This is a genomic window from Actinomycetospora cinnamomea, assembly GCF_003096675.1.
Classification (GTDB): domain Bacteria; phylum Actinomycetota; class Actinomycetes; order Mycobacteriales; family Pseudonocardiaceae; genus Actinomycetospora; species Actinomycetospora cinnamomea.
On sequence record NZ_QEKW01000003.1, the window covers coordinates 441618 to 464015 of the forward strand.

General features: G+C 74.6%; 19 protein-coding genes. 9 read left to right on the plus strand and 10 right to left on the minus strand.

Annotation, left to right across the window (positions count from 1 at the left end; genetic code table 11):
* Positions 1-158: 158 nt before the first annotated feature.
* Complete coding sequence (locus C8D89_RS09105) at positions 159-1118, plus strand: GlxA family transcriptional regulator (protein ID WP_243417965.1); 960 nt, start codon at positions 159-161, stop codon at positions 1116-1118.
* Here the strand turns inward: C8D89_RS09105 and C8D89_RS09110 are convergent.
* Complete coding sequence (locus tag C8D89_RS09110) at positions 1105-2037, minus strand: cation diffusion facilitator family transporter (RefSeq protein WP_243417966.1); 933 nt, start codon at positions 2035-2037, stop codon at positions 1105-1107. The genes C8D89_RS09105 and C8D89_RS09110 overlap by 14 nt on opposite strands.
* A gap of 90 nt (positions 2038-2127) precedes the next feature.
* Between C8D89_RS09110 and C8D89_RS09115 the strand changes: the two genes are divergently transcribed.
* Genes C8D89_RS09115 through C8D89_RS09125 form a run of 3 tightly spaced genes read left to right on the plus strand, consistent with a single transcriptional unit; the run spans position 2128 to position 4783 of the window.
* On the plus strand, positions 2128-2778 hold the full coding sequence (locus C8D89_RS09115; protein ID WP_116707749.1) for a class I SAM-dependent methyltransferase: 651 nt from the start codon (positions 2128-2130) through the stop codon (positions 2776-2778).
* Positions 2778-3194: a DUF1330 domain-containing protein gene (locus C8D89_RS09120; RefSeq protein ID WP_116707750.1), complete on the plus strand. Its 417-nt coding sequence runs from the start codon at positions 2778-2780 to the stop codon at positions 3192-3194. The genes C8D89_RS09115 and C8D89_RS09120 overlap by 1 nt, the downstream gene beginning before the upstream one ends.
* Positions 3191-4783, plus strand: coding sequence for a Na+/H+ antiporter (locus C8D89_RS09125; RefSeq protein WP_207787130.1), 1593 nt, complete (start codon positions 3191-3193; stop codon positions 4781-4783). Before C8D89_RS09120 ends, C8D89_RS09125 begins: the two co-directional genes overlap by 4 nt.
* 1 nt (position 4784) lies before the next feature.
* Here C8D89_RS09125 and C8D89_RS09130 read toward each other — a convergent pair whose 3' ends face one another.
* From C8D89_RS09130 to C8D89_RS09145, 4 genes are all read right to left on the minus strand, one after another.
* Positions 4785-5096, minus strand: a complete 312-nt coding sequence (locus tag C8D89_RS09130; RefSeq protein ID WP_116707751.1) for an EthD family reductase — start codon at positions 5094-5096, stop codon at positions 4785-4787.
* 124 nt (positions 5097-5220) lie between these two features.
* Entirely contained in the window at positions 5221-6036 is an 816-nt protein-coding gene (locus C8D89_RS09135; RefSeq protein ID WP_243417967.1) for a helix-turn-helix transcriptional regulator, read from the minus strand.
* 70 nt (positions 6037-6106) lie between these two features.
* On the minus strand, positions 6107-6697 hold the full coding sequence (locus C8D89_RS09140; protein WP_116707752.1) for a hypothetical protein: 591 nt from the start codon (positions 6695-6697) through the stop codon (positions 6107-6109).
* On the minus strand, positions 6694-7620 hold the full coding sequence (locus C8D89_RS09145) for a cation diffusion facilitator family transporter (RefSeq protein ID WP_243417968.1): 927 nt from the start codon (positions 7618-7620) through the stop codon (positions 6694-6696). Before C8D89_RS09145 ends, C8D89_RS09140 begins: the two co-directional genes overlap by 4 nt.
* Before the next feature lie 159 nt (positions 7621-7779).
* Between C8D89_RS09145 and C8D89_RS09150 the strand changes: the two genes are divergently transcribed.
* The gene (locus C8D89_RS09150) at positions 7780-9927 is read left to right on the plus strand and encodes a bifunctional lysylphosphatidylglycerol flippase/synthetase MprF (RefSeq protein WP_116707754.1); all 2148 of its coding nucleotides are present in this window, start codon (positions 7780-7782) and stop codon (positions 9925-9927) included.
* Between the two features lie 15 nt (positions 9928-9942).
* Positions 9943-10170: a DUF2630 family protein gene (locus C8D89_RS09155; RefSeq protein WP_116707755.1), complete on the plus strand. Its 228-nt coding sequence runs from the start codon at positions 9943-9945 to the stop codon at positions 10168-10170.
* Between the two features lie 169 nt (positions 10171-10339).
* Here the strand turns inward: C8D89_RS09155 and C8D89_RS09160 are convergent, their stop codons facing one another.
* From C8D89_RS09160 to C8D89_RS09180, 5 genes are all read right to left on the minus strand, one after another.
* On the minus strand, positions 10340-11890 hold the full coding sequence (locus C8D89_RS09160; RefSeq protein WP_116707756.1) for an amidase: 1551 nt from the start codon (positions 11888-11890) through the stop codon (positions 10340-10342).
* Positions 11891-11960: 70 nt separating this feature from the next.
* Positions 11961-13652: an MFS transporter gene (locus tag C8D89_RS09165; RefSeq protein WP_116707757.1), complete on the minus strand. Its 1692-nt coding sequence runs from the start codon at positions 13650-13652 to the stop codon at positions 11961-11963.
* A gap of 94 nt (positions 13653-13746) precedes the next feature.
* Positions 13747-14391 carry a TMEM175 family protein gene (locus C8D89_RS09170; protein ID WP_116707758.1) on the minus strand — a complete coding sequence of 215 codons (645 nt, stop codon included), beginning with the start codon at positions 14389-14391 and terminating at the stop codon, positions 13747-13749.
* Positions 14388-14993, minus strand: a complete 606-nt coding sequence (locus tag C8D89_RS09175) for a histidine phosphatase family protein (protein ID WP_116707759.1) — start codon at positions 14991-14993, stop codon at positions 14388-14390. The genes C8D89_RS09170 and C8D89_RS09175 overlap by 4 nt, the downstream gene beginning before the upstream one ends.
* A 114-nt stretch (positions 14994-15107) precedes the next feature.
* Entirely contained in the window at positions 15108-15536 is a 429-nt protein-coding gene (locus C8D89_RS09180; protein WP_116707760.1) for an HIT family protein, read from the minus strand.
* Positions 15537-15665: 129 nt separating this feature from the next.
* Between C8D89_RS09180 and glgX the strand changes: the two genes are divergently transcribed.
* The 3 genes from glgX to nhaA are packed head-to-tail and all read left to right on the plus strand — an operon-like array spanning position 15666 to position 22180.
* Positions 15666-17888 carry a glycogen debranching protein GlgX gene (gene glgX, locus C8D89_RS09185; protein WP_116707761.1) on the plus strand — a complete coding sequence of 741 codons (2223 nt, stop codon included), beginning with the start codon at positions 15666-15668 and terminating at the stop codon, positions 17886-17888.
* Positions 17885-20248, plus strand: coding sequence for a malto-oligosyltrehalose synthase (gene treY / locus C8D89_RS09190; protein ID WP_116707762.1), 2364 nt, complete (start codon positions 17885-17887; stop codon positions 20246-20248). The genes glgX and treY overlap by 4 nt, the downstream gene beginning before the upstream one ends.
* A 48-nt stretch (positions 20249-20296) precedes the next feature.
* Positions 20297-22180, plus strand: a complete 1884-nt coding sequence (gene nhaA, locus C8D89_RS09195) for a Na+/H+ antiporter NhaA (RefSeq protein WP_116707763.1) — start codon at positions 20297-20299, stop codon at positions 22178-22180.
* Positions 22181-22398 lie beyond the last annotated feature (218 nt).

Here is a 22398-nt window from a genome sequence, read left to right on the forward strand (position 1 = left end):
GGGCGCGGGGAACGCCGGGGCGCGACGGGGCGGGGACCTGGGTGTTCACGACGGCGAGCGTGGCCGCCGGCGCATACCCCGAGGGGGTAGTAGAGGCATCGTGTCCGGATTCCTGCGCACCGGGTCCGGACGGACCCGCCCGCCGCTAGGCTCGCGATGTGGACACGGTGGTGGTCGGCTACGAGGACGCCGAGCTGCTCGACCTGTCCTGCGTCACCAGCACCCTGTCCGTCGCCGGGGACGTCGGGGCCGACCCGCCCTACGCGGTGCGCCTGCTCACCCCCGGCGGCCGGGCGATCACCTGCCGCCCCGGCCTGCGCCTGGAGGCACACGGCGCCCTCGAGCACGACACGGCCCCGATCGACACCCTGGTCGTGGTCGGCGGTCTCGGCAGCGAGGCGGCGGCCCGCGACCCGGTGCTCGTCGCCCACGTCCGCCGTCTCGCCCGCGACGCGCGCCGCGTGGCGTCCGTCTGCACCGGCGCCCGTGTCCTCGCCGCCGCCGGCCTGCTCGACGGGCGCCGGGCCACGACGCACTGGCGCTTCGCCGCCGACCTCGCCCGCGCCCACCCGGAGGTGACCGTCGACCCCGCCCCGATCTTCGTCCGCGACGGCCGGATCGCGACCTCAGCCGGCGTGACCAGCGCCCTGGACCTCACGCTGTCGTTCGTCGCCGAGGACCACGGTCCGGCGCTCGCGCGCCGGGTGGCGCGGTCGCTGGTGACCTACCTCCAGCGCCCCGGGACGCAGGCGCAGATGAGCCTGCACGTCGCGGCCCCGGTGCCCGCCGACGACGTCGTCCGCCGCGTGGTCGACCATGTCGCCGGGCACCTCGACGCCGACCTGGGCGCCACCGCCCTCGCCGCCCGCGCCGGGGTCAGCGAGCGGCACCTCGCCCGCCTGTTCCGCGCGCACCTGGGCCGTACGCCCGCCGAGCACGTCCGGCGCGCCCGCACCGAGGCCGCCGCCCACCTCGTCGCCACCACCGACCTCCCGCTGGCCCGGGTGGCGGCCCGCTGCGGCTTCCGCTCCACCGAGACCCTGCGCACCGCGTTCATCGACGCCTACGGCCGCACGCCCTCGGAGCACCGGCGGGCGTTCGCGGTCAGCGCTTCCTGAGCACCGGCGGGTCGCACGCCTGCTCGTGCCCGGCGTGCTCCGTGGCCTCGATCTGCAGGGTGCTGTGCTCGAGCCCGAAGTGCTCGCGCAGCAGCGTCGTCGCGCGGTCGAGCACCCCGTGCGGGCCGCAGTCGGCCGTCGCGCAGCCCTCGTCGGAGATCACGAGGTGCGCCGAGACGGCGGGGCTGCGGTCGTTGATGGCCCAGACGTGCAGGTCGTGGACCTCGGCCACGCCCTCGACGTCGAGGAGCACGGCGTGGACGTCGTCGACGTCGATGCCGGCCGGGGCGCCCTCGAGCAGCACGTGCCCCGTCTCCCGCAGCAGCGCCACCGTGCGCGGCAGGAGGATGGCGACGATCACCAGCGAGGCGCTCGTGTCGGCGTGGGCCCAGCCCGTGGACAGCGTGACCACGGCGGCGACCAGGACCGCGACCGAGCCCAGCGCGTCGCCGAGCACGTGCAGCGCGGCGCCGCGCACGTTCATCCCGCCGCTGCCCCGCTGGAGGACCGCGAGCGCGACGACGTTGCCGACCAGACCGACGAGGCCGTAGAGCAGCAGACCGCCGCCGGGGACCTCGGTGGGTGTCGCGAGCCGCTCGACGGCCTCGACCGCGACCCACACCGTGACCCCGAGCAGCAGCACCGCGTTGACCGCCGCACCGAGCACCTCGGCGCGCCCCAGGCCGAAGGTGCGCCGCCGGCTGGGAGGACGCGCCGCGAGCGCGGAGGCGGCGAGCGCCGTGCCCAGCGCGACGACGTCGGTGCCGACGTGTCCGAGGTCGGCGAGCAGCGCCAGCGACCCGGTGACCACCGCGCCGACGGCGCCGACGACGAGCACCACGACCGTGACGCCGAGCGCGAGGCCGAGCCGGCGGCGGTCGTCGCGACCGGCGTGCCCGTGACCGTGCCCGTGTCCCACGACCCGGACGATACATGCACACTTCTGCATGTGCGGTGTGGGCTCGCGGACATCATCACCGGGCCCGTCGGGGCGGCCTAGAGTGTCCCGGTGGCCGAGAACCCCTGGCTCGCCGTCACCGGCGGCACCGCCGGTCCGGGCTACGCCGCCCGCTTCGCCGACCTCGAGGCCGCGGGTGAGGACCTGCACGGCGAGGCCCGACGCGTGCACGCGCTGCTCGACGGCCGGCCGGGCACCGTCCTCGACGCCGGCTGCGGCACCGGGCGGGTCGCCATCCACCTCGCGCGCCTCGGGCACCACGTCGTCGGGGCCGACCTCGACGCCTCCATGCTCGGCGAGGCGCGTGCCGCGGCGCCCGAGCTCGACTGGCGCCTGGTCGACCTCGCGGATCCCGGGGCCCTGGATCTCGACCGGCCGGTCGACGCCGTCGTCGCGGCGGGCAACCTGTGGCCGCTGCTGACGCCGGGTACGCACGCGACCGTCGTCGCGGTGCTCGCTGGGCAGCTGCGGCCCGGCGGGCTGCTCGTCGCGGGCTTCGGCCTCGACGTGGACCACGTGCCGTTCACGCTGCCCGACGACGTCCCGTTCCCCTCGCTCGCCGACTACGACGCCGCCTGCGCCGCCGCGGGGCTCGCGCTCCGCGAGCGCACGGCGGACTGGGCCGGCCGGGAGCCCTACGCGGGCGGCGGCTACGCCGTCAGCGTGCACGTCCTGACCGATCGCCGAGTGGAGGCACCCTGATGGCCGTCGACCCGCGCGGGCGCGACCTCAAGACGTTCCTGGCCGAGGACCCGGGCGGCCCGGTGGTGATGCTCAACCTGTTGCGCTTCCGCCCCGACACCGAGGGCGGCCACACGGCGGCGCGGGACTCCTACACCGCCTACCTCGCGCACTTCCGCCGGTACGCCGAACCCCGCGGCGCCGAGATCCTCTACCTCGGCGAGGGCAGCACCGCGCTGGTGGCCGAGGACGGCCAGGCCTGGGACGCGGTGCTGATCGTGCGCTACCCGAGCCGGCAGGCGTTCAGCGACATGGTCGCCGACCCCGGCTACCAGCAGGGCACGCACCTGCGCTCCGACGCGCTCACCGAGGCCGTCCTGCAGGCGACGACGCCCTGGATCCCGCCGGAGGCCGCGAGCGGGGCCCCCACGGCGTGACCGGGACCGACCCCCACGTCCTGCTGGCGGTCTTCGTCGTCGCCCTCGGCGTCACGGCCCTCGCCCGCCGCTGGGCGATCTCGGCCCCGCTGCTGCTCGTCGTCGTGGGGCTCGCCGCGTCGTTCGTGCCCGGCGTGCCGGTCGTGCCGCTGGACCCGGACCTCGTGCTGTTCCTCGTCCTGCCGCCGCTGCTGTACTCGGCGGCGCTGCAGAGCTCGACGTTGCGCCTGCGGGAGAACCTGCGGCGCATCAGCCAGCTCGCGGTCGGTCTGGTGGTGTTCACCACGGCCGTGGTCGGCCTCGCCGCCTGGCTGCTGGTGCCCGAGCTGCCGCTGGCCAGCGCCCTCGTGCTCGGCGCCGTCGTCGCCCCGCCCGACGCGGTGGCCGCCGCGTCGATCGGGCGCCGGTTGGGGCTGCCGCGGCGGATCATGACGATCCTCGAGGGCGAGAGCCTGCTCAACGACGCCACCGCGCTCACGCTGTTCCGGGTGCTGCTGGCCGCGGCGCTGTCCACCACGATCGGCACGGGCACGACGATCCTCCACGGGCTCGAGGAGTTCGCGCTGGCCGCGGTCGGCGGGGTGCTCATCGGCGCGGTGGCCGGCTTCGTGCTCCACCGGGTGCGCCTGCGCCTGGCCGACGAGGCGCTGGAGAGCTCGGTGGGGCTGCTCGTCCCGTTCGCGATCTACCTGCTCGCCGAGGAGCTGCACACCTCCGGGGTGCTCGCGGTCGTCATCGCCGGGCTCTACCTCGGCCACAAGGCCACCGAGGCCGGCTACGCCACGCGGCTGCAGGAGCAGGCGGTGTGGAAGGCGCTGGACACGCTGCTCGAGGCGCTGGTGTTCGCGCTGATCGGGCTGCAGCTGCGCGTCGTCGTCGACGGCCTCGGCGAGGACGCCGCCCGCATCCTGCTGGTCTCGCTCGCCCTGCTCGGTGTGACGATCCTGGCGCGCTTCGTCTGGGTGTTCCCGACGATCTACCTGCCGCGCCTCGTCCCGCGCGTCCGCGCGCGGTCCCCGGCGCTGTCCTGGCGCGGGCCGTTCGTCATCTCGTGGGCGGGCATGCGCGGGGTGGTGACGCTGGCGGCGGCGTTCGCCGTCCCCGCCGGCGGCCCCGCCGGTCCCGGGATGCCCGGCCGCGACGTCGTGCTGTTCGCCGCGTTCGTCATCACCGTCGGCACCCTGCTGGTGCAGGGCCTGACCCTGCCGACGCTGATCCGGCGCCTGCAGGTGCGGGACAAGGACACCCAGCGCGACGTCCTCGACGAGGCCGCGGTGAAGCAGGCCGCCGCCGAGGCCGCGCTGACCCGGCTCGACGAGCTCGCCGACGAGTCCACGCCGGGGCACGTCAGCGAGCAGCTGCGCACCTGGGCGCAGCACCGGGCCAACGGCGCGTGGGAACGCCTCGGGCGCTCCGACGACGAGATCGGCGAAGCGCCCTCGGTCGCGTTCACCCGCGTGCGTCGCGCGATGCTCGTCGCCGAGCGCGAGACGTTCGTGCGGTTCCGGGACCTGGGCCGCATCGACGAGGGCGTCCTGCGCGAGATGCTCCGCGAGCTGGACTACGAGGAGGCCATGCTCGACCGCTGAGTCACACGGCGGTGGTGACCTCGGTGAACTGCATGTCCACCCCCGCCTGGGCGAAGTTCTGCAGGTCGGCGACGGCGGCCTCGCCCGCCTCGGAGGACAGCGCGGCCTGGGCGGCCTCGCGGGTGTCCCAGTCCAGCACCGCGACCAGCGCGTGCGGAGACCTCGACCCGTCGGGGCTCTCGCAGACGCCCCAGGTGAAGGCGCGCACGTCCGGCAGCTTCGCCGCCAGGGGCGCGTGGACGTCGCGGTAGTGCGCGACGAACGCCTCGTGGTCGGCGGGGTGGTGGTAGGCGGCGATCAGTCGGTACGTCATCGGACCTCCGTGGCCGAGGGCGGCGCCGTGATCGACGCCTCCGACATCGTCGCCGGTCCACCGGCCCGACGGGAAGGACCGCGCGCGATGGCGCCGGGAGGTGAGGAACGCGACGGGGCGGGAACTACGTACGCACGGCCGAGCCGTCGAGCTCGGGCGGCGGGAGCAGGCCCAGGAGCTGGGCGCGCTGCACGGCGGCGAGCCGGTCGGCGACGCCGAGCTTGGTGTAGACGTGCTGCAGGTGCTTCTGCACGGTCCGCTCCGCCACGGCCAGGCGCCGCGCGATCGCCCGCGCGGTACCGCCGGCGGCGAGCAGGTCGAGCACGGCGCTCTCGCGCGGGGTCAGGCCCACCGCCGCCGCGGCGGGCACGGCGAGCTCGCCGGTCCGCGCCGCCCAGCGCGCGTGCGCCGCGATCTGCCGGTCGAGACCGACGAGCACCCGCTGCAGGCGCCCGGCGAGCGCCATCTCCCCGGGGGTGAAGGCGTCGACGCGCCCCACGACGAGCGCCCGGTGACCGGCCGGTCCGAGGCGCACCGGCAGGGACACCTGGGCGACGACCTCGCCGCCGAGCACCGCCCCGCACGTCGCCCGCCACCGCTCCTGCACCCGCCGGTCGGCGATGCGCTCCGGCACCTCGGCCACCTGCATGATCTCGGCCCGACCCGTCGCCAGGTAGTAGCGCAGCAGGGGGTGCTCCCGGGGCGCGTCCTCGCGCGTCCAGCGCTCCATCTCGGCCCGCGCGTGCGCGTGGAAGCCCGGCGGCCACGGCCGCTGGTCGACCGCGCCCGAGGGGTCCGCGTCGTAGAACACCCCGGCCGGCGCCCCGAAGGTCGTCACGAGCAGCGGCACGACACGGTCGACCGGCCAGTGGGTCAGCGGGCGCGCGATCAGGTCGGCGACGAGGTCCAGCCACGCACCGTCCCGCTGGGTGGTGTCCATCGCCGGCCCCGTCCCCCTGCCGCCCGCGCGCGCGAGGATCCTCCTCGGGGCGAGCGTCGGGCACCGGGCGTCACTCGGACCGCGGCGCCGAACCACCCGTTCGGCCCACCGCGTCCCCCACCTGCAGCTCCACCGGCATGACCAGGAGCGCGTCGAGCGCCCGGTGCTGGCGACGCAGCGGGAGCCGGGCGAAGAACAGCAGGTCGAGCGGGTACCAGAGCCCGACCCACGCGACCACGAGGAACACCCCGTTGCCCAGGAGGTTCTGGAAGAACTCGGGGACGTCGGGGGCGAGGAAGTCGGTGGAGAGCAGCAGGCCGACGAGGAACAGCGGGACGCCGGGACGCAACGAGGCGAGCCCCTGACGCCACAGCACGGCCGCCTCGCGCTCGGTGCGCACGAGGCGGCGGCGCGCCCAGTGCCGTAGCGCGGTGACCAGCCGGGCCTCGGTGGCGGCGGGGTCGGGGCCGATCGCCTCGGCCGGCAGCGTCAGCACCACCCGGTCGCGACGTGGGACCCGTCGCCGGGCGAGCATCTCGTCGAGCAGCTCATCGACCCCGGGCACGGTCCGTGCGGCGGCGTCGTCGTCCAGCGTCGGCGGCTCGACGGCGAGCAGCTCCTCGGGCCGGCGCAGGTGCACGACCACCGGCGCCCCGGTCACAGCGCCCACCGCCGGTCGGTCGTGAACGCGACGACCACCGACCGCTCGTGCCCGAGCGCCGCGAGCCGCTCGTGGAGGGCCTCCCGCACCACGTCGCACTCGGCCACGGTGTGCACCGCGGAGCCCTTCCCCACCACGTAGTCCACCTCCACGTCGACCCGACCCCCCACCTTCGACGCGCGCAGGAACGACTCGGCGAGCCCGAACTGGTCGCGCACCGCCGCGACCGCGGCCTCGAGCTCCGCCCGGGTCTCCGGCGGCGGGGACATCGCGAGGATCTCGCGCATCCCGCCGCCGATCAGCCGGGCGGGCACCCGAAGGAACAGCAGCGACACGATCACCACCATCGCGGGGTCCACGTAGGCGGCGATGTCCGGGCGCCCGGCCGCGACGAGCACGACCGCGACGACGAAGCCCACGAGCACCCCGACCGAGAGCAGCGTGTCGCCGACCCACTCCGCGGCCTCGGCGCGCACCAGGTCCGAGCGCCCGCCGCGGCGCATGAGGACGGTGACGACGACGCCGAGGACCGTCGCGACGATCGCGTAGGCCAGCGCCCAGCCCGTCGAGACCTCCCGCCCGCCGGCGAGCAGGTCGGTGATCCCCCCGACCACCGCGTAGACGCAGAGCGCCGCCAGCGCGACCGCCTTGACGACCACCGTCACCGGCTCCCACACCTCGCGACCCCACGGGTAGCGGTCGTCGGGGCCGCGCCGCGACGTGCGCAGCGCGAGCACGGCCAGCACCGAGAGCCCGATGGACAGGAACGACGAGAGACCGTCGAAGACGATCATCGACGAGCCGCTGAGCACACCCCACACCGACGAGATCACGGCGAAGGCGGCGGACGCCCAGACCGACAGGAGCAGCAGGCGTCGGTCGCGGACGTCAGGGTCGTCGGCGTCCTCGGTGTCCCCCTCCACACCCGCGATCATGGCGCCCGCACCGGACGGCGTCGAGACCGTCGGTCACCCAGAGGATTGTCTTCGGCCGTCTCGCCCCGCAGACTCGTCGCAGAACTCACCCGTCCAGCCGCACCGAGCGACGAAAATTTCGCTCTGTGTGACATCGAGGAGATCGCCATGACGGTGACCGCCCCTCCGGAGACGACCACCCCGGCGCCGTCGCGCGCGGTGGCGGCGGGTGCGCGGGCCCTCGCCGTCGCCCGGCGGCGGCCGGTCACCGCGGTGGCGCTGCTCCTGGTGGTCGCCGCCGGCGTCGCCACCGGCGCGTTCTGGTCCCCGCTCGCCGACCGCCCCTGGGCCGACGCGGTCGCCTCCGGCGTCCCGTCCCTCGCGGCGGGCCACTGGTGGACGGTCGCGAGCGGCGGGCTCGTCGGTGTCCATCCCCTGACGGCCCTGCTCGGCCTCCTGCTCGTCGCGGTCGGGGTGGGCTGGGCGGAGGGCCGGCTCGGGTCCCGGCGCACCGCGGTGGTGCTCGTCGTGGGCCAGCTGGCCGCGGCGCTGGTGACGATCGGGCTGGTCGCGGCGCTCGCGGCCACCGGGTGGGTGTGGGCGGTCGCGCTCGCCGGCGCCCTCACGGGCGGGATGTCACCGGGCGTGCTCGCCGTGGTCGCCGTCGCGTCGGCCACCCTCGCCGCCCCCTGGCGACTGCGGCTGCGCCTGGTCCTCGTGGTCGTCGCGGCGGTCGGGCTGCTGTTCCTCGGCCACCTCGCCGACGTCGCGCACGCGCTCGTCCTGGCCGTCGCGCTCCCCCTCGGCCGGCGGATCGCCGGTGCGCCCGCCGGGTCCGCCGGACGCCCGGGGCGGCGCGAGTGGCGCCTCGTCGCCGCCGTAGGGCTCGTCGTCATCGCGGCGATCCGTGTCCTGACGCTCGTCGTGCCCGTCGTCGGGCCGCTCGGCAACACGGCCTCGGACGCCACCGTCGCCGAGACAGTCGTCTCCGTGGTCGTCGCGCTGCTGCTCGCCGAGGGGCTGCGCCGCGGGCGGCGCCCGGCGTGGGTGCTCGGCCTGGTGCTCGGGGCGTTCTACGCGCTGGTGGGCCTGGTCGTCATCGCGGTCGTGGTGGTCGCGGAGCTCACCGGCCGCATGGACGAGGTCGAGCTCGTGGGCCTCGCGGTGTTCGTGCCCAACGCGGTGCTGTGGGCCGCCCTGCTGGTCTGGCTCGTCGTGGGCCGGCACGCGTTCGCGGTGCCGTCACGGCGCCGGTTGCGCCGCCGCGAGCGCGGCGCCGCGACGGGCCCCGAGGTCGCCCGCGAGGCGCTGCACCGCCACGGCGGCTCGACGCTGTCGTGGATGACGACGTGGCCGGAGAACCGGTACCTCGCCCACGGCCGCCCCGGCGCCGGGGTGACCGCGTACCGCGTGCACGCCGGGGTCGCCGTGGCGCTGGGCGACCCGATCGTCGCCCCCGCGGAGCGCGCCGTCGCCCTCGACGAGTTCCGCGCGACGGCCGAGCGCGCCGGCTGGGTGCCCTGCCTGTTCTCCACCACCGAGGAGCTCGCGGCGGCGGCGCGGGCCGCCGGGTGGCGGGCGCTGCAGGTCGCCGAGGACACCCTGATCGATCTCGACGGCCTCGAGTTCAAGGGCAAGCCCTGGCAGAACGTCCGCAGCGCGCTCAACCGGGCGACGAAGGCGGGGATCACCCACCGCATGGTGCGTCTCGACGGGGAGCCCCGCGCGGTCGTCGCCCAGGTGCGGGCGATCTCCGAGGAGTGGGTCGGCGACAAGGGCCTGCCCGAGATGGGCTTCACCCTCGGCGGCGTGGAGGAGGCGCTCGACCCCGAGGTCCGCACGGGTCTCGCCGTCGACGCCGAGGGCACGATCCACGGCGTCACGTCCTGGCTGCCGGTGTACGGGCCCGACGGCGTCGTGGTCGGCTGGACCCTGGACGTGATGCGCCGGCGCCAGGAGGGCTTCCGCGCGGTCGTGGAGTACCTCATCGCGTCGGCGTGCCTGACCTTCCAGGCCGAGGGCGCCCGCTTCGTGTCGCTGTCCGGCGCGCCCCTGGCCCGCACCGGCGAGATCGAGGGCGGTGTCGAGGGCCGGGACGTGCTCGACCGGGTGCTCGACCGCATGGGCGAGCTGCTCGAGCCCTACTACGGCTTCCGTTCACTGCACGCCTTCAAGGCGAAGTTCCAGCCCCGGTACGCGCCGATGTTCCTCGTCTACCGCGACGAGGCCGACCTGCCGCGCGTCGGCCTCGGCATCGGCCGCGCCTACCTGCCCCGGGCCCGTGTCCGTGACCTCGTGGCCCTGGTGCGCAGCTGACCTAGTCTCGTGCCCATGGCCGACGAGGACACCCTGCAGACCATCCACGCGCTGGTCGACGAGGAGCATCGCCTGCGCTCGCACGGCGAGAGGATCGACGACGACGACCGGGCCCGGCTGCGCTCGATCGAGGAGCAGCTCGACCAGTGCTGGGACGTGCTGCGCCGCCGCCGCGCGGGACGTGAGTACGGCGGCGACGCGGGCGAGGCGACCGGGAAGCAGGTGCACGACTACCTGCAGTAGGACGGGCGGCCCCCGGGCGGCCCAGCCGGCTTCGACCACGAATTCGCTTCGGATCCCGAAGCGTTCTCCGCACCTGCCGAGGACCACCGCCCAGGTCCCGCGCTCCGGCGTGTGCAGATCACCGTCGCCAGGGCCTGTCGGTCACCACCTGAGCACACCCGGCCGTCCCTCAGCCCGCCGCGACCCCCGCGCCCACGGGCGGCGCGGGGAAGCCGCCGACGGCCTGCTCGAAGGCGTGGGCGACGCGCAGGCAGGTGGCGTCGTCGAAGCGCCGGCCCACGATCATCATCCCGACCGGCAGACCGTCGACCGGCGCGGCGGGCACCGAGGTCGCGGGGTGCCCGGTGACGTCGGTCGGCGCGGTGTTGACGATCATCTCGAGGGCGCGGGCGACGCTCTCGGCCACGGGCGCGTCGTCGGCGACGATCGTGGTCGGCAGGATCGGCACGGTGGGCATGACCAGCACGTCGTACTGCGCCAGCGCCGCGTCGTAGGCCGCGCGGGCGGTCGGGACGAGGTTGCGCGCCATGGCGTAGTACCGGCCGTGCTCCTGGGTCAGGGCGTGGCGTCCGGCCATCGTCACCATCTTCACGGTGTCGGAGAACAGGTGCCCACCCTCGGCACGACGGCGCCCGTAGTGCGCGATGAGGTCGGGGTCGTAGAGGCCCTCCCAGTTCAGGCCGTAACCGTTGCCCTCGATCATCTGCGCGACGACGCCGTCGGTGGCCACGACCGTCCACACGTCGAAGGCGTGGCGGTGCCACGGCAGCGAGACCTCGTCGACGGCCAGGCCCGCGCCGGCGAGGACGTCGAGGGCGGACCGCACGCTCGCGTCGACGCCGGGCACCGACAGGCCCTCGTGCCCGAAGCCCTCGGTGACCACCCCGACGCGCAGGCCCTGCGCCCCGCGGTCGATCTCGGCGAGATAGTCGACGGACGCGACGGCGTCGGGCTGGCGCGGGTCGAGCCCGTCGGGCCCCGCCAGGATCCCGAGGGCGAGGGCGGCGTCGGCGACGGTGCGCGTCATCGGGCCGAGGTGGTCGATCGTGGTCTCGATGGGGAAGGCGCCGGTGTAGGGCACGAGCCCGTGGGTGGGCTTGTGCCCGACGATCCCGCACATCGACGCCGGCATGCGCACCGAGCCGCCCTGGTCACCGCCGGTGGCGAGGTCGACCTCGCCTGCGGCGAGCAGCGCGGCGCTGCCGCTCGACGAGCCGCCGGTGGTCCGCGTCGGGTCCCACGGGTTGCGCACCGGACCCGTGTGCGAGGTGTGGCTCGCGCCGGAGAAGCAGAGGTCCTCGCACACCGCCTTGCCGGTGATCGTCGCGCCGGCCTCGAGCAGGCGCGTCACCACGGTCGCGTCACGGGACGGCACGTACCCGTCGACGAGACGCGAGCCGTTGGCCATCGGCACGCCGGCGACGGCGGTGTTGTCCTTGATCGCCACGGTGCGCCCGGCGAGCGGCCCGCCCGCCGCACCCTCGACGCGGCAGCGGGCGTACCAGGCGCCCCAGCGGTTCTCGCCCTCGGCGGGCCACGACCACTCGCGCTGCGGGGCGACGGGCGCCTGCGCGGCCCACAGCTCCTCGACGCGGTCGTAGGCCCCGAACGAGCCCTCGACGAGCGGGGCGAAGGCCGCGAGGCCCGCCTCGTCGAGGCCGAGGCCGTCGCGGGCGGCCAGGGCGGCCAGTTCCTCCGGGGTGGGTGGCGTGACGGGCACGGGCGTCTCCTCCAGGGACCGCGGGGGTGTGCGGGCGGGACCACGGTAGGGACGGCGGCCCGTCCGTGGGTCACGAGCGGGTGACGGTGCCGGGCCCGCGCCCCCGCGACGGCGGCAGCCGGACGGGCCGCACGAGGTGGCGGGGCGGCGTCGGGGCCGCGACCGCGGCGCCGGGCTCGGCGTCCTCACCCCAGCGGGCCTCCGGTGCCTCCGCCTCGGCGACGCCGGTCGCCGGGTCCGGCGGGCGGCGCACCAGCAGCGCCGAGGTGACGACCCCGACGAGCGCCAGGACCGTCACCGCGAGGAAGGCGACCATGTAGCCGTGGTCGGAGGCCCGCTCGGCCGCGTCGAGGTACGACACCACGCGCGGGTCGAACGTGTCGATCCGCAGGCCGGTCTGCTCGGCGGCCTCGAGGGCATCGCGCAGCTCGCTCCCCGAGTCCGGCGTCAGGGGCGGCAGGCCCCGCGCCTCGACCTGGTCGGCGAGCGACGACAGGTAGGTCAGGTGCAGCAGGGCGTAGAGCAGGGCGATGCCCACCGCGCCGCCGCCCTGCTCGGCGGTCGCGGAGACGCCCGACGCCTGGCCGTGGTCGCGTTCGGGCACCGTGTCCAGGCCGACCGGGTCGTTGACGGTCAGCACCACGGCGAGGCCGAGCCCGTAGACCACGAGCCCCGGCAGCAGCCACGCGAACGCGTTGGTGGGCATGGCGGCGGCGAGCAGCACCCCCGAGAGCGCGAGCAGCGCGAACCCCGTGACCAGGGGCGGGCGGCCGCCCGTGCGGTCGTACCACCGGCCGACGAGCGGGGCGACCGCCACCATCGGGACGGTCGTGGACAGCAGGGCGAGGCCGGCGAGCGCGGGGTCCATCCGCAGGTTGAGCACCAGCGCGAGCGGGAGGATCAGCCCGAGGCCCATCTCGGCCATGCCCGCCAGCCCCTGGCTGATCGTGGCGCCGCGGTAGTCGCGGCTCGTGCCCAGGAGGCGGAGGTCGAGCAGCGGGTCGGCGACGCGGCGCTCACGGCGCACGAAGAGCACGGCGGCCAGCACCGCGATCACCAGCGAGACGATCACGTCCGGCGCCGTCCAGCCCTCGGTGGTGGTCTGGGCGAGCCCGAACACGAGCCCGACGAGCACGAGTCCCAGCAGCGCGGCGCCCGGGAGGTCGACGCCGGCGCGCTGCCGCGGGCCGTCGGGCGGCACCGAGCGCAGCGTCGCCCACAGCGTGACGACGAGCAGCGGCAGGTTGATCAGCAGGACCGCGCGCCAGCTCGACGCCGAGGTCAGCACACCGCCGATCGTGGGCCCGAGCGCCCCGGCGGTCGCGGCGATCCCGCCCATCGCCCCCAGCGCCCGGCCGCGCTCGTGCGGGTCGAACGCCGCGGACAGGATCGCCACGGTCGCCGGCAGCATGAGCGCCCCGCCCGCACCCTGGCAGACGCGCGCCGCGAGCAGCACCGCGAAGTCCGGGGCCGCGCCACCGAGCGCCGAGGCCCCGGCGAAGACCACGGCGCCGAGGAGGAACACGCGCCGGCGACCCAGGAGGTCACCGAGCCGGCCGCCCAGCACGAGCAGCCCGGCCAGCGGCAGCAGGCTCGCGGTGAGCACCCACTGCACGAGCAGCGTGCTGACCCCGAAGTCCTGGGCGATGTCGGGCAGCGCCAGCGGCACCGCCGTCTGGTCCACGAGGATCATCGCGTTGGCCAGCGTCATCGCCGCGAGGACCGTGCGCCGCCCGGCCCGCGGCGTCGTCGACGAGCTCATGGGCCTCCCCCGCCGACGGACGCGACGACGGACGCGACGACGGGATCGAGCGTCGTCCACCCGGGCGCCCCGCTCAAGACCCGCGAGCGCGCGATCAGTCGGGCGTGTGCCCCAGCCGGCGCATGATGACCGGCCCGAGCACGCGCTCGAGCGGCGAGGTGGCGAAGAGCACCAGCAGCGGCCAGTAGCCCAGGTCCGGCACCACGAGCGTCACGGCCAGGATGAGCAGGAGCAGGAGCGCCGTGACGCCCGACCCGCTGCGCCGCACGGCCGCCGCGCGCTCCTCCCGGGGACGCGAGCGCGCGACGAGGTGCGTCATCACGGTGAGCAGGGCGCTGCTGGCGAACAGGGTGCCCACGTAGAAGCGCAGCGTGAAGTCGTCCTCGGGGAAGGCGCCCACCATCTCCGTGGGGAACGGCAGCACGACGATCGTGAACAGCCAGAGGGTGTTGATCCACACGAGGCCGGGCCCCACGCGCGGCGCGTCGTCGAACACCCGGTGGTGCGCGGCCCAGAAGCGCGCGATGACGGCGAAGCTCAGGACGAAGCTGCCGACCGGCGCGAGGTTGTCGGTGATGATCGTCAGACCGGAACGCTCGGGCTCCGCGGCCTCGGGGACGAGGTCGGCGAGCGGCAGCACGAGCAGGGTGAGGCCGATGGCCACCACCCCGTCGCTGAACGCCAGCAGTCGCTCGGGACCCAGCGCGGCCCGGTCTCCCGCGCGTCGGGGCTCGGTCACCGCAGGTCCTCGACGTGCTGGGTCTCGTTGACCGACCGGACGCGGCGCCGGCCGTCGCCGGACACCAGCACCCGCGAGAGCGAGACGTGCTCGAGCGGGAAGTACAGCGGGAGCTCCAGCCCGAGCAGGCCGGTCAGGTAGGTGTTGATCACGCCGGCGTGGCAGACGACGAGCACCGTGTCGCGGCGCCCGTGCCGCTCGACGATCCCGTCGACGGCCGCGCGCACCCGCCCGGCGAAGGCGTCGGCGTCGACGAAGGACGGGAAGCGTCCGGCGCGGATGGCCTGCCAGTCCGGGTCGGAGGCGTCGCGCTCGTGCACCGGACGGTAGGAGGCGCGGCCGCGGTCGAACTCCGCGAGGTCGTCGACGACCACCGGCTCCAGGCCCAGCACCGCCGCGGCGGGCGCGGCCGTCTCGCGGGCCCGCCGCATCGGCGAGACGACCACCTCGGCGATCGCGTGGCGGTCCGGCGTGCCGGCCACCCAGCGCCCGAGCGTCTCGGCCTGCTCGCTGCCGCGCGGGGACAGCGCGGGGTCCGCGCCGACGCCGTCGGTCGCGTCCGCGGCCAGCGGTTCCGCGTGGCGCACGAGCAGCAGCTGCATCGGTCGGGCCTCAGGCGGTGATCTCAGGCGGTCATATCAGGCGGTGATCTCAGGCGGTGATCTCAGGCGGTGATCTCAGGCGGTGATCTCAGGCGGTGATCTCAGGCGGTGATCTCAGGCGGGGGGCACGACCGACCCGTGCCCGGCGGCCCGCAGCCCGGCGCGGATCGCCTCGGCGTGCCGGTCCATCTCGGCCGGGTCGGGATCGGTGGCGGCACGGGTGAAGTCGAACGCCTCGATGCCCCACGCGGGGTGCACGTGGACGTGCAGGTGGGGCACCTCGAAGCCCGCCACCATCAGCGCCACGCGCGGGGGCGACCAGGTGTCGCGGATCACCGCGCCGATGGCGTGGGCCACCGTCGTGATGTGCCCCAGCAGCTCCGGGGAGGCGTCGACCCACTGGTCGACCTCCTCGCGGGGCACCACCAGGACGTGCCCCGGGCCGAGCGGGTTGATCGAGAGGAACGCGACGACCCGGTCGTCCGACCAGACGAAGCGGCCGGGGATCTCCCCGTTGATGATCTTGGTGAACACGGTCGCCACGCCGGGATGGTAGCGGGGCGTCCCCTCGGCGCCCCCGTGCCGTCCGACCGGCCCCGTATCCTCGGAGGGCGCACCGGGCACCCCCCGTATCGGTGCTCGCCCACACCCCCACCCCCGGAGGAACGCCCGATGCAGCCCTGGCCCGGCACGTCCTATCCCCTCGGGGCGACCTACGACGGGGCCGGGACGAACTTCGCCCTCTTCAGCGAGGTCGCCGACAAGGTGACGCTGTGCCTCTACGACGCCGACGGTTCCGAGACCTGCGTCGACCTGCCCGAGCGTGACGGCTTCGTCTGGCACGGCTACCTGCCCGGCGTCGTGCCCGGCCAGCGCTACGGCTACCGGATCGACGGCCCGCACGACCCCGCACAGGGGCTGCGCTGCAACAGGCACAAGCTGCTCATCGACCCGTACGCGAAGGCGCTCGACGGCACGCTCGGGACGACCTACGAGTGGGACGAGGCGCTCTTCGGCTACCACTTCGACGACAACGACGAGGTCAACCACGACGACTCGGCGCCGTACGTGCCGAAGTCGGTGGTGATCAACCCGTTCTTCGACTGGCACGACGACCGGCCGCCGCGCACGCCCTACCACGACACCGTCATCTACGAGGCGCACGTCAAGGGCCTGACCCACCTGCACCCCGACGTCCCCGAGGACATGCGCGGCACCTACTCCGGCGTCGCGCATCCGGCGGTCATCGCCCACCTCCAGCGGCTCGGCGTCACCGCGATCGAGCTCATGCCCGTGCACCAGTTCGTGCACGACGACGCGCTGGTCCAGCGCGGGCTGCGCAACTACTGGGGCTACAACACGATCGCCTTCTTCGCCCCGCACTACGGCTACGCCAGCATCGGCATCACGGGCAGCCCGGCGCCCGGCGCGCACGTGCAGGAGTTCAAGGCGATGGTGCGCGACCTGCACGCCGCGGGCATCGAGGTGATCCTCGACGTCGTCTACAACCACACCGCCGAGGGCAACCACCAGGGCCCGACGCTGTCGATGCGCGGCATCGACAACCAGGCGTACTACCGGCTCGTCGACGACCAGCCGCAGTACTACATGGACTACACGGGCACCGGGAACTCGCTGAACGTGCGGCAGCCGCACACCCTGCAGCTGATCATGGACTCGCTGCGGTACTGGGTCACCGAGATGCACGTCGACGGCTTCCGGTTCGACCTCGCGGCGACGCTGGCCCGGGAGTTCTACGACGTCGACCGCCTGTCGACGTTCTTCGACCTCGTGCAGCAGGACCCGGTGATCTCGCAGGTCAAGCTCATCGCCGAGCCGTGGGACGTCGGTCCCGGCGGCTACCAGGTGGGCAACTTCCCGCCCGGCTGGACCGAGTGGAACGGCAAGTACCGCGACACCGTCCGCGACTTCTGGCGCGGGACGCCGGGCACGCTCGGCGAGTTCGGATCACGCCTGACCGGGTCGTCGGACCTCTACCAGGACGACGGTCGCCGGCCCTACGCGTCGGTCAACTTCGTCACCGCGCACGACGGCTTCACGCTCAACGACCTCGTCTCGTACAACGAGAAGCACAACGAGGCCAACGGCGAGGACGGGCGCGACGGCGCCGACGACAACAACTCCTGGAACCACGGCGTGGAGGGGCCCACCGACGACGCCGCGGTGCTCGAGCTGCGTCAACGGCAGCGCCGGAACTTCCTGGCCACGCTGTTCCTGTCCCAGGGCGTGCCGATGCTGCTGCACGGCGACGAGATCGGCCGCACGCAGTACGGCAACAACAACGGCTACTGCCAGGACTCGGAGATCTCCTGGATGGAGTGGTCGCCGGAGAAGGCCGACTCCGAGCTGATGGACTACACCGCGAAGGTCTCGGAGCTGCGCGCGTCGCACCCGGTGTTCCGCAGGCGCCGCTTCTTCAACGGCCGCCCCATCCGGCCCGCGGCGGGCGCGCCCACCGATGAGGTCCAGCGCGACATCGCCTGGTTCACCGCGTCGGGCGAGGAGATGACCGACCACGACTGGGAGTCCGGCGAGGCTGCCGTGCTCACCGTGTTCCTCAACGGGGACGGGATCCTCGAGTCCGACCCCCGCGGCCAGCGGGTCGTGGACGACACGTTCCTGCTGATCTTCAACGCCCACCACGAGGACTGCGAGGTCACGCTGCCCGGCGAGGGCTTCCCGCACCGGTGGGCCGTCGTGCTCGACACGACCACCGGCGAGGTCGTGGTCGGCACCACGCGCACCACCCAGACCTGGAACACCCCGCCGCTGCCCGACGAGCTGCCCGACCACGTGGGCGGTGACGTCGTCACCGTGACGTCGCGGTCGATGCTGCTCCTGCAGCGCACGGACGTGACGGAGAACGGGCAGTGATCCCCTCCTCGACCTACCGCCTCCAGCTCTCCCCGGAGCAGGACTTCGCGGCGGCGCGCGAGCTGGTCGGCTACCTCGACGCCCTCGGCGTCGGCGCGCTCTACTGCTCGCCGATCCTGCAGGCCTCGCCCGGGTCGATGCACGGCTACGACGTCGTCGACCCCACGCGCGCGAACGACCAGCTCGGCGGCGAGACGGGCCGGCGTGATCTCGTCGCGGCGCTGCGCGCGGCCGGGCTGGGCGTGCTCGTCGACATCGTCCCCAACCACATGGGTGTGGCCGTGCCCGAGGCCAACCCCTCCTGGTGGTCGCTGCTGCGCGAGGGAGCGGACTCGCCGTACGCGTCCTGGTACGACGCCGACCTCACCCGGCCGCTGCTGATCCCGGTGCTCGGCTCGCCGGAGGACGTCGAGGCGCTGACCCTCTCCGACGACCGCACCGAGCTGCGCTACTACGAGCACCGCTACCCGGTGGCGCCGGGCACGAGCGATGCCGGGACCGCCCAGGAGGTGCACGAGCGCCAGCACTACCGGCTCGTGCACTGGCGGCGCGGCAACGCCGAGCTGACCTACCGGCGCTTCTTCGACGTCTCCGACCTCGCGGCGGTGCGCGTCGACGACCCCGCGGTCTTCGACGCGACCCACGCGGAGGTGCTGCGCTGGTTCCACGGCGAGCGCGATGTCTTCTGCGGCCTGCGCATCGACCACCCCGACGGCCTCACCGCGCCCGGGGCGTACCTGCGGCGGCTGCGTGCGGCGCTGGATTCAGGGGAGCACGCCGAGAGGGCCTGGCTGCTCGTCGAGAAGATCCTCGGCGCGGACGAGGCGCTCCCGCTGTCGTGGCCCGTCGACGGCACCACCGGTTACGAGGCGCTGCGCGAGATCCAGGGGCTGTTCGTCGACCCGCGGGGCGAGGCGCTGATCGACGCCGTGGCCGCCCAGCACACCGGGGTCCGCGAAAGCCTGTCGATCACCGAGCACGCCGCGAAGCGCCTGGTCACCGACCAGATCCTCGTCGCCGAGGTCAAGCGCATCGCCGCGCTCGTGCCGGGCTCCGGTGACGGCGGGGACGACCCCTCGAAGGTCCAGGACGCGGTCGCCGAGCTGCTGGGCGCCTATCCCGTCTACCGGTCGTACCTGCCCGAGGGCCGCGACGCGCTGGACCGGGCGGTGGACACCGCGGCCACGGCGCGCCCCGAGCTAGCCGAGATCCTCCGCACGATCCACGCGGCGATGACGTCCGAGCCCGACGGGCACCTCACCCGCCGCGTCGAGCAGACCAGCGGCATGGTCACCGCCAAGGGCGTCGAGGACACCACTTTCTACCGGTGGAACCGCTTCGTCGCGCTCAACGAGGTCGGCGGGGCGCCCGACCGCTTCGGGGTCTCCCCCGTCGAGTTCCACGCGAAGGCCGCCGCCCGCGAGGCGGCGACCCCCGCGACGATGACGACGCTCTCGACCCACGACACGAAGCGCTCCGAGGACGTCCGGGCCCGCCTGGCCGTGCTCAGCGAGCTGACCGCCGAGTGGGGTGCCTTCCTGCGCACCGCCGCGTCCCGTCACCCGTTGCCCTCGCCGTCGCTGGAGCTCCTGGCCTGGCAGTCGGTGCTCGGGGCCTGGCCGCTCACCGAGCAGCGCCTCGCGGGCTACCTGACCAAGGCGTCCAAGGAGGCCAAGCTCGTCACCGCGCACGTCGACGCGGTGCCCGAGGTCGACGAGGCGATCGCGGCCTGGCCGGGCCAGGTGCTGGGCGACGCCGAGGCCGTCGCCGAGATCGAGGCGTTCGTCGCACAGATCGACGCCCACGGGCGGTCGAACGCGCTGGGCCAGAAGCTGCTCCAGCTCGCCGGGCCGGGCGTGCCCGACGTCTACGAGGGCACCGAGTGCTTCGAGTACTCGCTGGTCGACCCCGACAACCGCCGGCCCGTCGACTTCGACCAGCGGCGGCGCCTGCTCGAGCGCCTCGACGGCGGGTGGGTGCCGGCGTTCGACGCCGCCGACGCCGACGAGGTCGCGGCCGGCAAGCTCGCGGTCGTCTCGGCAGCCCTGCGCCTGCGCCGGTTCCGCCCGGAGCTGTTCACCGGCTACGCGCCGCTGCCCGCCTCCGGGGTCGCCGCCGACCACGCCATCGCGTTCGCCCGCGGCGGTCCGGGCGGGCGGGAGCGGCTCGTCGCCGTCGCCACCCGGCTGCCCGTGGGGCTGCGGGCCGCGGGCGGCTGGCGCGACACCGCGCTGCCCCTGCCCGGCGGCGCCGACGACTGGACCGACGTGATCACAGGGCGCCCGGTCGACGGCGCGGCGCCGGCGCTGGACGCGGTGCTCGACCGCTACCCGGTGGCGCTGCTCGTCCGCCCCGCCTGAGCGCCTGTACCGGTACCCGGGTCTGGACGGGTCGAGGATCATGAGGACATGACGGACACGACCGCGGTGCAGGCGCCGCGGTGGCGCAGCGTCCTCGACCGGATCGCCGAGGCGCGGCGGGGGGACTCCAGCGAGTCCCTCGCCGCGGTCTTCGTCCTCGTGGCGACGGTGCTCGCCCTCCTGTGGGCGAACTCCCCCTGGGGCGAGACCTACGACGCGTTCTGGCACACCCACCTCGCGATCTCGGTCGGCGACCTCTCGATCGACCTCGACCTGCAGCACTGGGTCAACGACGGCCTGATGGCGCTGTTCTTCTTCGTCATCGGCCTGGAGGTCAAGCGCGAGTTCGCCATGGGCGAGCTGCGGGACCGGGCGAAGGCGGCCGTCCCGCTGGCCGCGGCCCTGGCCGGGCTGGCGCTGCCGGCGCTGCTGTTCCTGCTGCTCAACCCCACCGGCGAGCAGGCGTCGGCGTGGGGTGTCGTGATCTCCACCGACACCGCGTTCCTGCTCGGGGCGCTCGCCGTCGTCGGCCCGCGCCGCGCGGAACGTCTCCGGATCTTCCTGCTCACCCTGGCGGTCGCCGACGACGTCGGCGCGCTCGCGATCATCGCGCTCGTCTACACCGACGAGCTGCGTGTCCTGCCGCTGGTCGTCGCCGCGGTCGGGCTGCTCGTGGTGTGGCAGCTGCGGCGCCTCAAGGTCTGGCGCGGCGGCGCCTACCTCGTCGTGTCGGTGGTGACGTGGGTGGCGTTCTACTCCTCGGGTGTGCACGCGACGCTGGCCGGCGTGCTCATCGCGCTGCTGCTGCCCGTCTACCCGCCGCGGCGACAGGAGGTGGAACGTGCGGCCGCCCTGACGCGCGCGTTCCGGCAGTCGCCGAACCCCGACTACGCCCGCGCCGCCCGGCTCGGCCTGGAACGCGCGGTCTCGGTGAACGAGCGCCTGATGCGGCTGTGGCAGCCGTACGCCGCCTTCATCATCGTGCCGGTCTTCGCGCTGGCCAACGCGGGCGTCCCGCTCACCGCGCAGTCCCTCGCCGTCGCGGCGACCTCGCCGCTGACCTGGGGCGTCGTGCTCGGCCTCGTCGTGGGGAAGTTCGTGGGCATCAGCGGGGCGACCGCGCTCATGGCGCGGCTTCGCCCGGGCAGCATCGCGCCCGGCCTGACCGCGACCCAGGTCGGCGGAGGCGCCGCGCTCTCGGGGATCGGGTTCACCATCTCGCTGTTCATCGTCGACCTCGCCCTCACCGACCCGGCGCTGGCCGACCAGGCGCGCGTCGGGGTTCTCGCGGCGTCGGTGATCGCGCTCGGTCTCGGCACGCTCGTCTTCCGCGTCGGGGCCCGTCTGCGTCCCGAGCCGTTCGACGTGTCGTCGATCCTCCTGCGCGCGGTCGACCCACGCCGCGACCACATCCGCGGGCGGGTCGACGCGCCGCTGACGCTCGTGGAGTACGGCGACTTCGAGTGCCCGTTCTGCAGCAAGGCCACCGGCAGCACGCGGGAGGTGCGGGCGTACTTCGGCGACGACGTGCGCTACGTGTTCCGCCACTTCCCGCTCGAGGACCACCACCCGAACGCCCGCACGGCCGCCGAGTTCTCCGAGGCCGCGGCCGAGCAGGGCCGGTTCTGGGACGTGCACGACGCGTTCTTCGCCCACAGCGACGCCCTCGACCGGGAGAGCCTGCTCCGCTACTGCGCCGACCTCGGCCTCGACATCGACCGCCTCGAGGAGGACCTGCGCGACGGCGACGTCACCCGCCGCGTCACCGACGACCAGATCGACGCCCGCGGCAGCGAGCTGCCCGGCACACCGACCTTCTTCCTCGGCATCCGCGGCTCGCGACCCCGCCGCCACCGCGGGCCCTACGACGCGGCGACCCTCATCGCGGAGCTCGAACGCCTGCGGACCGAGCGGCGGAGCGCGGCCGGGTAGCGGCCCCTGTCGGTGACAGCCCCTGGTCGCAGCGAACGCGCTGTTCGCTGCCTCCGTGCGTCCGGAGTCACCGTTCGCGTCCCCTCGCCGTGATCAGCGGGCCTGCACGGTCGATGTCGATCTGAGCCTGTCGCTTAATCGTCCTGGGACGTCGAGGCGGACGAGGGCCTCGGTGCGGGGTGGGTGATGATTGCCGGCGTGGCCGGGAGGTGCATCCG